Here is a 16,461-nt window from a genome sequence, read left to right as displayed (position 1 = left end):
AAACTTAAAGTGCCTAAGTCTTTTTACTGATGAATTTCGCAGAAACGATATTCTCCAGCGCATCACTTAGGCACTTATTTTAATAAGTAATATGTACTAGTTATAAAAGGTCATTGGTTTTACGAACGCCTTCAGCACTTTCTTGCATGTGCGCTTTTTCAGCATCGTTCAATTCAATTTCTACAATTTTTTCAATTCCGTTACGTCCTAAAATTACTGGAGCACCAATACAGATATCATTCAATCCGTATTCGCCTTCCAACAATACTGAACATGGGAACATTTTTTTCTGATCGCAAGCAATAGCTTGCACCAATGCGCTTACTGCTGCACCTGGAGCATACCATGCTGACGTTCCTAATAACTTGGTCAAGGTAGCACCACCAACTTTGGTGTCTTCCATAACTTGGCCTAATCTTTCTTCCGATAAAAACTCAGTAACTGGCACACTGTTACGAGTTGCCAAACGTGTTAAAGGCACCATTCCCGTATCACTGTGTCCGCCGATTACCATACCGTCTACATCACTAATTGGTGCTTCCAATGCTTCTGCCAATCTGTATTTAAAACGTGCAGAATCTAAAGCTCCACCCATTCCGATAATTCTGTGTTTAGGCAAATCAGTAGATTTATGAACTAAATAAGCCATAGTATCCATAGGATTACTCACCACAATGATGATTGTATTTGGAGAATTTTTAATCAAGTTAGAAGACACATCCTTAACAATTCCGGCATTAATCCCGATTAACTCTTCACGAGTCATACCTGGTTTACGAGGAATTCCAGAAGTAATCACACAAATATCACTCTCTGCAGTTTTAGAATAATCGTTAGTGACTCCTGTTATTTTGGTATCAAAACCGTTTAAAGAAGCGGTTTGCATCAAATCCATTGCTTTACCTTCGGCAAAACCTTCTTTAATGTCCAATAAAACAACTTCACTTGCAAAATTTTTAATTGCGATATATTCTGCGCAGCTTGCCCCGACGGCTCCTGCTCCAACTACTGTAACTTTCATGTGTTTAAGTTTAAAATATTAAGATTAAATGTTCCACAAATTTAACATTTTTAAACTATAATATATTTAAGATTGTCTTAAAAGGAAAAAAATATTTAGTGTTCTAACACTCCTAACACCCATGTCAGTTTTCAGCTTAGTTTGTGTGCTCCTGATTATAATGAAAAAAACCTCCTTAAAACTTAAAGAGGTTTGATCTGATATAAATTTGTTATGTTGAATTCTGATTCTTCAGAACCCGAAAAATTTACGCATCAATATTTGCATAGATGGCGTTCTTCTCAATAAATTCTCTACGTGGTGGCACTTCATCACCCATCAACATGGAAAATATACGATCTGCTTCACCTCCATTATCAATTTGCACTTGGCGCAACGTACGGAATTCAGGATTCATTGTGGTATCCCAAAGTTGTTCCGCGTTCATCTCTCCAAGACCTTTATAACGCTGGATGCCCACACTTCCACCAAACTGTTCAGCTAAAGCATCACGCTCCTTATCACTCCAAGCGTATTCTTTTTTCTGTCCTTTTTTGACTAAATACAAGGGTGGTGTCGCAATGTAGATATGACCATTTTCAATCAGTTCCTTCATATATCTGAAGAAGAAGGTCAAAATTAAAGTTGCAATGTGGCTACCATCAATATCCGCATCACACATAATTACTACTTTATGGTAACGTAATTTTGAAAGGTTTAAGGCTTTACTATCTTCTTCTGTTCCAATAGTTACCCCTAATGCGGTATAAATATTTTTGATCTCTTCGTTTTCAAAAACACGATGTGACATTGCTTTTTCCACATTTAAAATCTTACCACGTAATGGCAAAATAGCCTGAAAAGCTCTATCACGACCTTGCTTTGCAGTTCCACCTGCCGAATCGCCCTCAACTAAAAACACTTCACATAATGCAGGATCTTGTTCTGAACAGTCACTTAATTTCCCAGGCAAGCCTCCAATACTCATGACGGTTTTACGCTGCACCATTTCACGAGCTTTTTGGGCTGCGTGACGTGCTTGGGCCGCAAGAATCACTTTTTGAACAATGATCTTAGCGTCGTCTGGATGCTCTTCTAAATAATCCGTTAACATTTCAGAAACGGCCTGACTAACAGATGCCGAAACTTCTCTGTTTCCTAATTTTGTTTTAGTCTGCCCTTCAAATTGTGGTTCCTGAACTTTTACTGAAATAATGGCGGTTAATCCTTCACGGAAATCATCACCAGCAATTTCAAATTTTAATTTATCCAACATTCCTGATTCGTCCGCATACTTTTTAAGAGTATGGGTCAAACCACGTCTAAAACCGGATAAATGCGTTCCACCTTCGTGGGTATTAATATTATTTACATAAGAATGCAAGTTTTCAGCATAGCTGGTGTTGTACACCATCGCCACCTCAACAGGCACGCCATTCTTTTCACCTTCAAATGCAATGACTTCCTTAATTAAAGGCTCGCGGTTACCATCTAAAAACTTGATGAATTCTCTAAGACCTTCTTCTGAATGGAATGTTTCACCTTCAAAAGAACCATCTTCTTTAGTCGCACGTTTGTCTATTAAATGGATGGTAATACCTTTATTAAGGTAAGCCAACTCACGCATTCTGCTCGCCAAAGTATCATAACTATACTCTAACACGTGAGTAAAGATGGTTGGGTCTGGTTTAAATGTTACAACCGTTCCTCTTTTTTCAGTTTCACCAACTTTCTTCACCGGATACATTGGTTTCCCTTTTTCGTATTCCTGTTCCCAGATTTCACCTTTTCTGTAAACGGTTGCTGTTAGATGCTCAGACAAAGCATTCACACAACTCACCCCTACACCGTGCAATCCACCAGAAACTTTGTAAGAATCTTTGTCGAATTTACCTCCAGCTCCAATTTTGGTCATCACCACCTCAAGTGCTGAAACGCCTTCCTTTTTATGCATGTCAACAGGAATACCACGACCATCATCTTCTGTAGTAATGGAATTGTCCTCATTAATGGTCACACTAATGTTGTTACAATGTCCTGCTAAAGCTTCGTCAATAGAGTTATCGACCACCTCATACACCAAATGGTGCAAACCTCTTGTGCCTGTATCCCCAATATACATTGAAGGACGCATCCGCACGTGCTCCATGCCCTCAAGGGCCTGAATGCTATCTGCTGAATAATTATCCTTATTAAACTCTTCTTTCATATATAATTGTCTATTATTTATATTAAAATCATATGTTGTGATCCTTTTTTAATTGTGAATTTCAGTGTAGAAATACGTCTCCTTACCAGAAGATAAGCTCACTATAAATCACAAAAAAAATGATACTTGCGCATCATTTTTGGATACCTACAAAGATAACGAAAAGTGACGCCATTTGAAAGTATTTCATGCAATAACTCTTATAATTATCAACATTTGTTAATTACTAAAAAGTGCCTTAAATCGGCTTTAAAGCACCTCAATTTAAATTTTGAACTATTTTAACATCTTCATAAAACGCAAAAAACCTCCAAATCGCTCAGACGCGGTATTTAGAGGTTTTCAATTTGATTAAATTTTGAATATTACGCTTTTACATAGGCATCTGAATGCACTTTTGCTACGGCTCTTCCACTAGGGTCATTCATATTTTTAAAACTCTCATCCCACTCTAAAGCGATTTTGGTGCTACAGGCTACTGATGCCTCTTGGGGCACACACAGCGCAGCGGCATCGCTCGGAAAATGCTCTGCAAAAATAGATCTGTAGAAAAACTCTTCTTTGCTGGTTGGCGTTTGTAATGGAAACTTGTATTTAGCGTTGGCCAATTGCTCGTCAGTTACTTCATGGTCAACCATCAATTTTAGAGTGTCAATCCAGCTGTATCCAACGCCATCGCTAAATTGTTCTTTTTGTCTCCAGGCTACACTCTCAGGAAGCATGTCTTCAAAAGCTTTACGCACCACCCATTTCTCCATCCGCTCTCCGTTAATCATTTTATCTTGTGGGTTGATGCGCATGGCAACATCCATAAACTCTTTGTCTAAAAATGGCACTCGACCCTCAATACCCCAAGCGGCAAGGCTTTTGTTGGCACGTAGGCAATCGTACATATGAAGTTTGCTCAGTTTTCTTACGGTTTCCTCGTGGAATTCCTTTGCGTTTGGCGCTTTGTGAAAATAGAGGTAGCCTCCAAACAATTCGTCAGCACCCTCTCCAGACAATACCATTTTAATGCCCATTGATTTGATGACGCGCGCCATTAAATACATGGGCGTACTGGCACGAATCGTGGTGACATCATAGGTTTCAAGGTTGTAAACGACATCTTTTAGGGCATCTAAGCCTTCTTGAATGGTGAATTTAATTTCATGATGCACTGTCCCAATATGATCAGCAACCTTTCTAGCCGCTGCTAAGTCAGGAGACCCTTCCAAGCCCACTGAAAAACTGTGCAATTGCGGATACCACGCTGCTTGAGTATCGCCAGATTCAATGCGCTTTTCAGCATATTTTTTTGCAATGGCTGAAGTCACTGACGAATCTAAACCACCAGAAAGTAGTACTCCGTATGGCACATCACTCATCAGTTGACGGTGAACTGCTGCTTCTAAAGCTTCTTTGATGGCTTTAATACTGGTTTCGTTATCCTTTACAGCCTCATAGTCCGTCCATTCACGTTTGTACCATTGTACAAACTTACCATCCTTGCTGCTTAAATAATGCCCTGGAGGAAACAGTTCAATTTTTGTACAGTAACCTTCCAAAGCTTTCAATTCAGACGCCACATAAAATGTTCCGTTTTGATCCCAACCAATATAAAGTGGAATGATGCCCATATGATCACGCGCAATGAAATACTCATCTTTTTCTACATCATAGATGGCAAAACCAAAAATCCCGTTCATTTCGTCAATAAAATCAACGCCTTTTTTTTGGTATAAGGCTAAAATCACCTCACAATCACTTTCAGTTTTAAAAGTGTAGTCAGGAAATTGCTTTCTTAATTCCCGATGGTTATAAATTTCGCCGTTGGCGGCTAAAATAAAACGTTGGTCCTCACTCACCAAAGGTTGCTTCCCAGAAGCTGGATCAACAATCGCTAATCGCTCATGCGCCATAATTGCTTTCTCATTATTATAGATACCACTCCAATCCGGTCCGCGATGACGGATAATTTTCGCCATTTCTAATAATTGAGGTCTTAAATCCTCAGCTTTTTCTTTTAAATCGAAGGCACATACAATTCCACACATGATTCTATCTTTATTTAATGTTGGTTTTATTATAATACTAAGGCAAATATCAAATTAACATATCAATAATAAAACAAATACATAAGTATTGATTACAATTTGGAATCATATAAACACAATCTAGGCAATACTAAAAGCATACGGTTGTAAAACGTACTTATTTTGACAAATCGAAAAGTTTAAACCTTCAAACCCCGATTAATCATCCTTTTTAATATTTTTAATATTAAATTTAACCTTTAAAAAATAAAAATTCTATGAAAACCATAATGAAAACAGTAGTATTAACCTTGGCCCTTGCATTCTCATATTCTGTCCAAGCACAGAAATTCCCTGATTTAGACAAGAGCCCTATGGATGCCGCCACGTATCCTGGAAGTTATAAAATTTCTAAAAAAGATATAAAAGTGGTGTATAGCCGTCCGCAATTAAACGGTCGTGATGTCGCAAAATTAGTTCCTAATGACGAAGTTTGGAGAACAGGTGCTAATGAAGCTGCGGAAATCACCTTTTATAAGCCTGTAACCTTTGGAGACACCAAAGTAAAACCGGGCACCTATACCTTATTTACAATTCCTGGCGAAAAGGAATGGACGGTCATCTTAAGTTCAGATATTAACGTGTGGGGTGCTTACACCTACAAACAAGACCAAGATGTCGTACGTCTTAAAGTTCCAGTTTCCACAAGTAAAGATATCTTAGAGGCATTTTCAATTGTTTTTGAAGAATCAGCAGCTGGTGCGATTATGCACATGGGTTGGGGCAGCTTTAGAGTAAAAGTGCCATTTACATTCTAAGCCAACAAATACGTACTGTAATAAATAAGAGTCTAGAAAAATCTAGTCTCTTTTTTTATGGAATATTTAAATATTTATGGGTCTGTAGCGACACTTTCCATTTCGGATTGGCCATTACGTAATCTACAATTTGTGGGACTACTTTATCGCGTTTGCTCCATTCCGGTTGCAAATACAAAATACAGTCCTTATTAACCTTCGCTGCTTGTTCTTCAGCAAATTTAAAATCGTCTTTGTTATAGACAATCACTTTTAACTCATTGGCCTTTTCATAAACCAATTCAGTAGGTAATTTTAATTTTTTAGGCGACAGACAAATCCAATCCCAAGTACCGGTAAGCTCATAAGCTCCGGAGGTCTCAATATGCACTTGCAATCCTTTCTCCTTCAATTTAGAAGTTAACGGCTTCATGTTCCACATTAAAGGCTCTCCACCAGTAATTACAATAGTGTTACTATATTTTGCAGCATTTTCAACAATAGCGTCTGCCATTGTTGGCGGGTGCAATTCTGCAACCCAGCTCTCTTTCACATCACACCAATGACAGCCTACATCACAACCACCTAATCTTATGAAATAGGCAGCGGTACCTTTATGGAATCCCTCTCCTTGAATGGTGTAAAACTCCTCCATCAATGGCAGTAAGAGACCTTGGGCAATCAATTCTTGTTTTTCACTTTTCGTCATAGCGTGCAAAGATACTTCATAATCTTTGAAGATTGAAGCCAAGGAAAAGAAGTTTTTTATTTGGCCGCTACAACCTCAATTTCTACGTTCGCCTTAAGCGCCAGTCCGCTAGCAGCGAATGTTGTTCGTGCCGGTTTGTTGGGGAAATACGTTTTATAAACCGCATTAAACGTCGCAAAATCGTCAATATCCCTTAAAATAACTGTACATTTAATAACTTTATCTAAAGACGATTTGTGATGTTCCAAAACCGCCTTAATATTTTCAATGCTTTGTTTTGTTTCTGCCTCAACTCCGCCTTCAACTAATGTTCGCGTGTCATGGTCTAATCCTATTTGTCCGCTTAAAAATAACAGTCCATTATACTCAACGACATCACTAAATGGTGACTCTTGTTTTTGAAATTCGTGTGAGGGATGAAAAACGACTTTATGTACAGATCTGTTACAACCAAATGAAAATAGCATCACAAAAACAATAAGGAGAAGCGCTTTAAGTTTCATTTTTTATCTTTTATACTTGAATAAAATTACACTATTTTTATGCAAAATTTCAGATTAATGGGCAAAAAAGACGAATTTTTAAAACATATTCAGGAAGGAAACACCAATAAAGGTGAGTTCATTACGTTGGGTTCTGCCATGTTGGATGGTGCAACCATTACTAACGCATTTGTTAACGTGCCTTTAAAGACATTAAATAGACACGGACTTATTGCGGGTGCCACAGGTACAGGAAAGACAAAAACTTTACAGGTTTTGGCCGAAAACCTATCTGACAAAGGCATTCCCGTATTGTTGATGGACATTAAAGGCGATTTGAGCGGTTTGGCTGAGCCAAGTCCGGGACACGCTAAAATTGATGAACGTCAGGCTAAAATTGGACTCCCATTTGAGCCGAAAGCATTTCCTGTGGAAATTTTAACCTTATCAGAGCAAGACGGCGTGCGGCTAAGAGCTACGGTCAGTGAATTTGGACCAGTATTACTATCGCGAATTCTCGATTTATCAGATACACAGTCCGGTATCGTTGCGGTAATTTTTAAATACTGCGATGATCATAAGATGCCGCTTTTAGATCTTAAGGATTTTAAAAAGATTCTACAATATGCCACCCAAGAAGGCAAAGCGGAGTTTGAAGATTCTTACGGACGAATTTCAACAGCATCCACTGGAGCCATTCTCAGAAAAATTATCGAATTGGAACAGCAAGGTGCCGATTTGTTTTTTGGTGAAACCTCTTTTGAAGTGGACGACTTATTAAGAATAGACGATAATGGTCGGGGTTATATCAACATTATACGCTTGACGGATATTCAAGACCGTCCTAAATTATTTTCAACATTTATGTTGAGTTTATTGGCAGAAATCTATTCCACGTTCCCTGAACAAGGCGATTCTGGACGCCCAGAACTCATCTTATTTATTGATGAGGCGCATTTAATTTTTAACGAAGCATCCAAAGCACTTTTAAATCAGATTGAAAGTATAGTCAAACTAATCAGAAGTAAAGGTGTTGGTATCTATTTTGTCACCCAAAACCCAACAGATGTGCCGGAGGCAGTTTTAAGTCAATTAGGATTAAAGGTGCAGCATGCGCTAAGAGCATTTACGGCAAAAGATCGTAAAGCCATTAAATTGACCGCACAAAACTATCCGGATACGGAATATTACGATACCGCCACCGTGTTGACCTCTTTGGGCACCGGCGAAGCTTTGGTGAGCGCTTTAGATGAGAAAGGACGCCCCACCCCATTGGCTGCAACCATGATGCGAGCTCCAATGAGCCGTATGGACATTTTAAACGACAGTGAGTTGTCCTCACTCTTGTCTAAGTCAAAATTAGTGCGGAAGTACAATGAGACCATTGATCGGGATAGCGCTTATGAAATGCTCAATCGGAAAATTGAGATGGCTGAAGCTGATGACGCCAAAGAAAAGGCAAAACAGGAGCTGGAAGATTTGAAGAAGGCGCAGTCCAAGCAACGCACCACAACCACGCGTCGCAGCTCTGCCATGAATCCTGTGGTTAAGGTACTGACCAGTGCTACCTTTATCAGAAGTGTTTTTGGCATCATCTCCAAAGTCATGAAAAACAAACGTTAATTACATTCATTTTATTTAAAATTCTGCATTTGCAGAGCCCCTAAAAAATATTAAAACATGCACAAATCACTTATTGGTATTGCTCTATTGTCACTAGTATTAACCAGCTGTGACAAAGATCAGGATCCATTTTTAATCCAAAAACAAAACATCGGTAAGGTTACTGATTCCACCCAAGTAAAAGATTTAAAACTCGTTTTTGAAAATGATTCGATTGTCAATTATATTGGGAGTGATGAATTTACCAGAAACATCAATACCATTGATATTTATGACACAGAAGGAGCCGCCCTACTCAGTATGTCTCCAAACAAGAGAGCGGATTCAACGGCTGTTTTTAGCAGCGTACGTATTTTAGATCCGAGATTTAAAACTGAAAAAGGGATTTCAACAGCAAGTACTTTTAAAGATATCCTAGACGCTTATGAAATTTCAAAAATTGACAACCTCATCAATTCTATTGTAGTAAGTGTAGACGAAATTAATGCTGCCTTTACCATTGACAAAAAAGAATTGCCTTCTAATTTACGATTCGACAGAAACCTAAATATCGAAGCCTCACAAATTCCGGACAATGCGAAAGTAAAATACTTTTTCATCCATTGGAATTAACCCACTAACACACGCAGATGAGTTCATTTTTCTCTAAATTATTAATTACCATTGCTCGAAGAAAACTTGAGTCAAAAAATTCATCCACCACAGTCAGTAATAAGCAAGTCCTACCGTTAGCACGGCGGATTAAAATTGAAATCGCCCACGGCATCAAGGATTATATTTATGTCCTGATTGGAGTGTTTTCAGCTGGGTTCGGTTTAAAGGGCTTTTTGTTGCCCAACCGGTTTATAGACGGGGGCGCCACTGGTATTTCGTTGCTTTTAGAAAATATCACCCATATTAACTTGAGTTATTTATTAATCCTTGTCAACATTCCATTTTTAATATTGGCGGCCAAAACCTTCAACGTAAAGTTTGCGCTGAGAAGTATTATTTCCATTGCCATCCTTGCCTTGGTAGTCCATTACATTAACTATCCTACCATTACCGAAGACCCACTGCTGATTGCGGTTTTTGGAGGTTTCTTTTTAGGTTTGGGGATTGGCTTGGCCATGCGGGGCGGCAGTGTTATTGACGGCACTGAGGTGCTCGCCATCTGGCTCAGCAAGAAATTATCCATTACTATTGGAGATGTGCTTCTTTTAATAAATATTATTATCTTTTCATTTGGAGCCTATGTGTTATCTGTAGAGATTGCACTTTACGCAATTCTAACCTATCTTTCTGCAGCAAAAACCGTAGATTTCGTAGTGGATGGTGTAGAAGAGTACGTTGGGGTCACCATTATTTCAAATCAGCATGAAGCACTTCGCAAGATGATTGTAGAAGAATTGAGACGAGCGTGCACCATTTATGTTGGCAAAGGAGGTTATGGCCGACAAGAAGAAGCTTATAACAAAGACATTATCTACACCGTAGTGACCAGGCTCGAATTGGCCAAACTACATACTGAAATAGACAAGATTGATGCGAATGCGTTTATTATTATGGGTCTTGTAAAGGATATTAAAGGTGGGATGATTAAAAGAAAACCGATGAAATAATTTTACTGAGGGAAGCATGACGCAATGGATTTACACATCCTAAATGCCAACTGAAGACTGAAAAGTGAAAAGTGAAGAGTGAAAAGTGAAAAGTGAAAAGTGAAAACTGAAAACTGAAGACTGAAAACTGAAAACTGAATTTAATAACACCAATACCGTATGTCAACTAAACCTTATACCATTCAAACGTCTCCATTTGTGGTTCCTACCACCGATGGCAAAATTATAAAAGAACATTTTGGACGGGCTTCTGATGGTAATACTCAGCTGAGCATCGCCCATATGACGGCTCCTGCCGGGTGGAGTGAACCTTTTCAAACACCTGAATTTGACGAGTACACCTTTATTATCAGTGGTAAAAAACAATTCATTATTGAGGACGACACGGTTATTTTGTCGGCGGGCGAATCCATCAAAATAAATAAAAATACCCGAGTTCAGTATTCCAACCCGTATACTGAGCCTTGTCATTACTTGGCTGTTTGTCTTCCTGCGTTTTCTATAGACTTAGTAAACAGAGAGGTATAATCAATAGCCAACCATGAAGAAGGAAATTCTTATTAAAATAATCGGAAACTATTACAATGCACTGAGTTATGTTTCAAAACCCTATGCGGCAGACAAAGCATTGTATTTATTTATGAAGCCCCGCTCTGGGAAACTGAATGAAGAGCAGTCCGATTTTTTAAATACCGCCTTTCAAGAAGAGTTGAAATTTGAGACGTTTCCTATCATGACCTACAGGTGGCCCGGCACAGGAAAAACGATCATCTTAACCCATGGTTGGGAAAGCAATTCCGCACGCTGGAAACGGCTCATCTTAGAACTGAGGAAAAAAAGTTTTAATGTGATTGCTCTGGACGCACCAGGTCATGGCAAATCAGGTAGCGAAATTTTTAATGCCATCATTTATGCTGAATTTATTAATGTTGTGGCCAAAAAATTCTCTCCTGATATTATGGTGGGTCATTCTGTAGGCGGGATGGCATGCGCATTATTTCAACATAAATATCAATTTCCCAACCTAAAAAAAATCGTTCTTTTAGGAGCACCATCTGAATTTCAAGATGTCATGAAACGCTATACAGACATGCTTGGCTACAACCACCGCATCGTGTCGCAGCTTAATCATACCATTAACGATCGGTTTGGAAGACCTGCGGACAGCTTCTCGACTGCAAAATTCTTAGAAACCATTGAGTCGGAAGGTTTGATCATCCACGATCAGGATGACCGGATCATTCCTTATAATGATGCCTTACTCCTAAAAAACAGTTTTAAAAATAGCCAACTGATTACTACAAAAGGGCTCGGCCATTCCTTAAACGACGCGACCGTTGCCCAACACATTTACAATTTTATTGGAGTTTAAATCCACTATATTTGTGCCATGGAAGAAAATTTGAAACGTATAAATAAATATTTAAGTGAAGTTGGTTACTGTTCACGGCGTGCAGCGGACAAACTTATTGAAGCTGGACGTGTAACCATCAACGGAAAAGTACCGGAAATGGGCACCAAAATTTCTGACACGGATGTTGTACATGTAGATGGCCAACCTATAAAAGACACTAAAGAAGGTTTTGTGTACCTCGCCTTTAACAAACCAATTGGTATTGTTTGTACAACAGATACCAGAGTAGAAAAGGATAATATTATTGATTATATCAACTACCCAAAGCGCATCTTCCCTATTGGGCGATTGGATAAACCTAGTGAAGGTTTGATTCTTTTAACTGACGATGGCGATATTGTAAATAAAATTTTACGCGCTAGTAATAACCACGAAAAGGAATATATTGTAAAGGTAGACAAGCCCATCTCGCAAACCTTCATTGAGCGCATGTCTAATGGTGTGCCTATTTTAGACACGGTTAGCAAGAAGTGCGAAGTTAAAAAATTGAGCACTTACGAATTCAGTATTATTTTGACCCAAGGTTTGAACAGACAGATTAGAAGAATGTGTGAATATTTAGATTACGAAGTAGAGGCCTTACAACGTATTCGCATTATGAATATCAAGCTAAATATGCCAGTTGGCGAATATCGCGAACTCACTGAAACAGAATTTAAGGATTTGAATCTCCTTTTATCAGATTCTGATAAAGACTTTGCCGAAACACCACCTAAAACGAGACGAAAAAGCAAATAAGGTATAGATTGGGGCATTAGAAGCAAAATATATTTTGTCTCATTATAATTGAAAACTGGAATTATAGTACTTTTAAACCATAAAATCTTAAACTATAAATTATGATTAAAATCTTAGCATTAATCTTGACCATTGGAGGCATGATTGCCTTAGTACTAGGCGTATTGGGAATATTTGGAAATAACTTTACCCAATTAGATCCATGGGCGCTTACCATTTTAGGAGGCGTTTTCTTTATTGCTGGCGTGTCCATGCTAAAATACAGAAAAGACGAACCAGTTTCATAACATGACAACATCTGAACTCTCTCCTTTTCACCTTGCCATTCCTGTCCATAACCTTGAGGAATGTAGGACTTTTTACAGGGATGTTTTAAATTGTGAAGAAGGGAGAAGTTCAGACCACTGGGTGGACTTTAATTTCTTCGGCCACCAATTAGTCATCCATTATAAAGCACAATCTACAGAAGACACCCATACCAACAGTGTGGATGGAAAAAGTGTCCCAGTACCACATTATGGTGTGGTTTTGCCTTGGAACACGTTTCAAGATTTCGCAAAACAGCTTTCAAATAAAGGGGTGGACTTCATTATTGAACCTTATATCCGTTTTGAAGGTCAAGTAGGCGAACAGGCCACGATGTTTTTTAAAGACCCTGCGGGTAATGCATTAGAATTTAAAGCGTTTAAGGATATGAGCCTATTGTTTGCTAAATAGTCTACCATACAAACCTAGCATCGTATTCAATTCGGCAATTTATCTAACTTAGTGCGACTATTTGCCAAATAAAATGGCAGATAAATAAGCAGAAAGTACGGCACCAATATCAGCTGCACAACAATGATATACAAAGGCCATTCTCCAAAATAATCCAATAAGGATGCGGATTTTGGTTTTTGGTTGAGATAAAAGTAATTGGCGTTTAATAGGTAATTGATCGCCACCATCATCAACACATATATTTGAAGTGCCAAGATGGATTTAAATATGCTTTTAAATTTAGGGGCCATTTTGAACACAAAAGTGGCATAAAAAATAACCATTAGTAATCCTAAATGTACCGCCCAATATCTGAGATAATCAAACGTAGGGAAACCGGTTGCAATATCCGGGGTGAGAATGGCTTGAAGTGTGCCAGCGATGATCCAAAAGACTAGAATTTCATACATCCAATACTTCCGGTAATGCGTAAAGATGGGCATTATAATGGCTAAAAGACTGCACAAATACAATGGCAAATCTTTTTGAATATCATAAGTGCATAAACTGAATTTATAGAGATGAAAACTGATCACAATTAGTGAGACTACAACGGCAAGCACGTGGATTAAAAGATGCTGCTGACTTTTATTCAGTTTTTGATTGGCGAACACTATTATACCAGCCCCAAAGATAAGTCCGATAAGAACAGGTATCCAGTGCTCAGCACTTCCTAAAACCACCCGTTCAAGAACCAAGGGCACGATAGAAAGCTGAACTGTTATCATTCGCTAAAGCGGTTTATTTTAGTTGACGTTCCCGCGCCAGAAGTGTATTTTTAAGCAACATGGCAATGGTCATTGGTCCTACTCCTCCCGGTACAGGGGTAATAAAACTCGCTTTTTTGCTGACGTTTTCAAAATCAACATCCCCCGTAATGCGGTAGCCTTTCTCGGTAGTATCATCAGGTACACGTGTAATTCCCACATCAATAATGACCACATCATCTTTTACCATTTCAGCTTTTAAGAAGTTTGGAACGCCCAATGCAGAAATAATGATATCTGCTTGAGAAGTGATTTGGGTAATATTTTTGGTGTGACTGTGTGTTAAAGTCACCGTTGAGTTTCCTGGAAATCCTTTTCTACCCATCAAAATACTCATCGGGCGTCCCACAATATGACTACGGCCAATCACCACGGTATGTTTTCCTTGGGTATCCACACCATAACGGTCTAACAATTCCAAGATTCCAAAAGGCGTTGCAGGAATAAAGGTAGACATGTCTAAGGCCATTCTGCCAAAGTTCATCGGATGAAACCCGTCCACATCTTTATCAGGGTTGACGGCTAAAAGTACCTTTTGCGTGTCAATTTGTTTTGGCAAAGGCAATTGAATAATAAACCCATCGATATCAGGATTTTCATTCAATTCATAAATTTTATCCAATAATTCTACTTGACTGGTAGTATTTGATAAGCGGACCATAGTAGAGTCAAATCCAACACGTTCACACGCACGTACTTTACTGGCAACATAGGTTAAACTCGCCCCATCATTTCCTACAATTACGGCAGCAAGATGAGGCACTTTTTCGCCATTGGCCTTCATTTTCTTTACTTCCTCAGCAATTTCATTTTTGATGTCATTGCTTACTTTTTTCCCGTCGAGTAGAACCATTATTTTAGTATTTAATTATCTGCAACTCCTCAAATTAATATTCGGAAAGCCTCAGAGGCGAAAATTTATTTATTTGTTTAGAGAACTGTCCACTAAGAACTATTTCATGTTTTTCATTGCTTGCATCATGGCTTTCCCTTTTCCACCTTGCATCATCTTCATCATCTTACTCATTTGGTCAAATTGTTTGAGGAGCTGATTAACTTCCTGAACTGAAGTCCCAGATCCCTTCCCAATGCGTTTCTTTCTATTGGCATTAATCACTGAAGGATTCGTGCGTTCTAATGGTGTCATAGAATGGATAATGGCTTCAATGCCTTTAAAGGCATCGTCATCAATATCAATATCCTTCATCATTTTACCCGCACCCGGAATCATTCCCATAAGGTCCTTCATGTTCCCCATCTTCTTAATTTGCTGAATCTGGGTCAAGAAATCGTCAAAACCAAATTGATTTTTAGCGATTTTCTTTTGAAGCTTGCGTGCTTCCTCTTCATCAAACTGCTCTTGAGCACGTTCAACCAAAGAGATTACATCTCCCATCCCCAAAATACGGTCAGCCATACGTGATGGATAGAACACATCAATAGCTTCCATTTTCTCACCTGTACCAATAAACTTGATTGGTTTGTTGACCACAGATTTAATAGAAATGGCGGCTCCACCTCGCGTATCACCATCTAATTTTGTAAGAATAACCCCGTCAAAATTTAAGACATCATTAAAGGCTTTTGCAGTGTTTACCGCATCTTGACCAGTCATGGCATCTACTACGAATAGTGTTTCTTGAGGTTGGATGGCGGCATGAATGTTAGAAATTTCTTTCATCATTGCCTCATCAATCGCCAAACGGCCCGCGGTATCTATAATAACCACATTATGTCCGTTGGCTTTTGCGTGTGCAATACCCGCTTTGGCAATTGCAACAGGATCTGTATTACCCTTGTCGCTATAGACATCTACCTTAATTTGATCTCCTACAACATGTAATTGATCTACAGCAGCAGGACGATACACGTCACAGGCTACCAATAAAGGTTTTTTAGTTTTCTTATTTTTAAGGTAGTTGGCTAATTTACCAGAGAAGGTCGTTTTACCTGACCCTTGCAAACCAGACATCAAAATTACACTCGGGTTTCCTGAAAGATTAAGCCCTTCAGCATCACCACCCATCAGTTCGGTCAGCTCGTCTTTAACCAACTTCACCATTAATTGTCCTGGCTGTAACGTTGTTAATACGTCTTGACCCAACGCTTTTTCTTTTACCGTGTTGGTAAATTCTTTAGCAATTTTAAAGTTAACATCGGCATCTAGCAATGCTCTACGAACCTCTTTTAAGGTTTCAGCAACATTGACTTCAGTAATGCTCCCGTGTCCTTTGAGGACGTGTAGAGCTTTATCTAACTTTTCACTTAAATTATTAAACATAGGGTTTCAGTGTTCAGTTTGCAGTTATAAAACCACAAAAAATTAAATTTTGAGTTGCAAATTTAC

17 protein-coding genes are annotated in these 16,461 nt (G+C 38.7%); 9 read left to right on the top strand and 8 right to left on the bottom strand.

Features of this window, described 5'->3' with window-relative positions:
* Positions 1-100: 100 nt before the first annotated feature.
* From mdh to asnB, 3 genes are all read right to left on the bottom strand, one after another.
* A complete protein-coding gene (gene mdh, locus ES711_RS12080) occupies positions 101-1,021 on the bottom strand; it encodes a malate dehydrogenase (RefSeq protein WP_146893558.1) in 921 nt (306 codons plus the stop codon).
* 247 nt (positions 1,022-1,268) lie between these two features.
* Positions 1,269-3,209, bottom strand: a complete 1,941-nt coding sequence (gene gyrB, locus ES711_RS12075; protein WP_146893557.1) for a DNA topoisomerase (ATP-hydrolyzing) subunit B — start codon at positions 3,207-3,209, stop codon at positions 1,269-1,271.
* A gap of 365 nt (positions 3,210-3,574) precedes the next feature.
* Entirely contained in the window at positions 3,575-5,245 is a 1,671-nt protein-coding gene (gene asnB, locus ES711_RS12070; RefSeq protein ID WP_146893556.1) for an asparagine synthase B, read from the bottom strand.
* Between the two features lie 257 nt (positions 5,246-5,502).
* Here asnB and ES711_RS12065 point away from each other — a divergent pair, with 257 nt between their 5' ends.
* Positions 5,503-6,042, top strand: coding sequence for a DUF2911 domain-containing protein (locus ES711_RS12065; RefSeq protein WP_146893555.1), 540 nt, complete (start codon positions 5,503-5,505; stop codon positions 6,040-6,042).
* Between the two features lie 55 nt (positions 6,043-6,097).
* Here the strand turns inward: ES711_RS12065 and ES711_RS12060 are convergent, their stop codons facing one another.
* Both ES711_RS12060 and ES711_RS12055 read right to left on the bottom strand, forming a co-directional pair.
* Complete coding sequence (locus ES711_RS12060; RefSeq protein ID WP_146893597.1) at positions 6,098-6,730, bottom strand: 7-carboxy-7-deazaguanine synthase QueE; 633 nt, start codon at positions 6,728-6,730, stop codon at positions 6,098-6,100.
* 56 nt (positions 6,731-6,786) lie between these two features.
* The gene (locus ES711_RS12055; protein ID WP_146893554.1) at positions 6,787-7,233 is read right to left on the bottom strand and encodes a RidA family protein; all 447 of its coding nucleotides are present in this window, start codon (positions 7,231-7,233) and stop codon (positions 6,787-6,789) included.
* 57 nt (positions 7,234-7,290) lie between these two features.
* Between ES711_RS12055 and ES711_RS12050 the strand changes: the two genes are divergently transcribed.
* The 8 genes from ES711_RS12050 to ES711_RS12015 all read left to right on the top strand — a co-directional run bounded on the left by ES711_RS12050 (position 7,291) and on the right by ES711_RS12015 (position 13,305).
* Positions 7,291-8,835: a helicase HerA-like domain-containing protein gene (locus tag ES711_RS12050; protein WP_146893553.1), complete on the top strand. Its 1,545-nt coding sequence runs from the start codon at positions 7,291-7,293 to the stop codon at positions 8,833-8,835.
* A gap of 57 nt (positions 8,836-8,892) precedes the next feature.
* Positions 8,893-9,447 (top strand): hypothetical protein, encoded by a 555-nt coding sequence (locus ES711_RS12045; RefSeq protein ID WP_146893552.1) that lies wholly within the window; start codon positions 8,893-8,895, stop codon positions 9,445-9,447.
* A gap of 17 nt (positions 9,448-9,464) precedes the next feature.
* On the top strand, positions 9,465-10,436 hold the full coding sequence (locus ES711_RS12040; protein WP_146893551.1) for a YitT family protein: 972 nt from the start codon (positions 9,465-9,467) through the stop codon (positions 10,434-10,436).
* Positions 10,437-10,595: 159 nt separating this feature from the next.
* Positions 10,596-10,964, top strand: a complete 369-nt coding sequence (locus ES711_RS12035) for a cupin domain-containing protein (protein ID WP_146893550.1) — start codon at positions 10,596-10,598, stop codon at positions 10,962-10,964.
* A gap of 13 nt (positions 10,965-10,977) precedes the next feature.
* Positions 10,978-11,808 (top strand): alpha/beta fold hydrolase, encoded by an 831-nt coding sequence (locus tag ES711_RS12030; RefSeq protein WP_146893549.1) that lies wholly within the window; start codon positions 10,978-10,980, stop codon positions 11,806-11,808.
* Positions 11,809-11,826: 18 nt separating this feature from the next.
* Positions 11,827-12,588, top strand: a complete 762-nt coding sequence (gene rluF / locus ES711_RS12025) for a 23S rRNA pseudouridine(2604) synthase RluF (RefSeq protein WP_146893548.1) — start codon at positions 11,827-11,829, stop codon at positions 12,586-12,588.
* 101 nt (positions 12,589-12,689) lie between these two features.
* Positions 12,690-12,875, top strand: a complete 186-nt coding sequence (locus ES711_RS12020) for a hypothetical protein (protein WP_146893547.1) — start codon at positions 12,690-12,692, stop codon at positions 12,873-12,875.
* Between the two features lies 1 nt (position 12,876).
* Positions 12,877-13,305: a VOC family protein gene (locus ES711_RS12015; protein ID WP_146893546.1), complete on the top strand. Its 429-nt coding sequence runs from the start codon at positions 12,877-12,879 to the stop codon at positions 13,303-13,305.
* Between the two features lie 26 nt (positions 13,306-13,331).
* Here the strand turns inward: ES711_RS12015 and ES711_RS12010 are convergent, their stop codons facing one another.
* From ES711_RS12010 to ffh, 3 genes are all read right to left on the bottom strand, one after another.
* Positions 13,332-14,075, bottom strand: a complete 744-nt coding sequence (locus tag ES711_RS12010) for a YwaF family protein (protein ID WP_146893545.1) — start codon at positions 14,073-14,075, stop codon at positions 13,332-13,334.
* Positions 14,076-14,088: 13 nt separating this feature from the next.
* Positions 14,089-14,967, bottom strand: a complete 879-nt coding sequence (locus ES711_RS12005; RefSeq protein ID WP_146893544.1) for a bifunctional 5,10-methylenetetrahydrofolate dehydrogenase/5,10-methenyltetrahydrofolate cyclohydrolase — start codon at positions 14,965-14,967, stop codon at positions 14,089-14,091.
* A gap of 99 nt (positions 14,968-15,066) precedes the next feature.
* A complete protein-coding gene (ffh, locus tag ES711_RS12000) occupies positions 15,067-16,395 on the bottom strand; it encodes a signal recognition particle protein (RefSeq protein ID WP_146893543.1) in 1,329 nt (442 codons plus the stop codon).
* Positions 16,396-16,461: the final 66 nt, after the last annotated feature.

Source organism: Gelidibacter salicanalis, from assembly GCF_007997285.1.
GTDB classification, from domain to species: Bacteria; Bacteroidota; Bacteroidia; order Flavobacteriales; family Flavobacteriaceae; genus Gelidibacter; species Gelidibacter salicanalis.
Note: the sequence above shows the minus strand (reverse complement) of the source record. Positions and strands in the feature narration are given on the sequence as shown.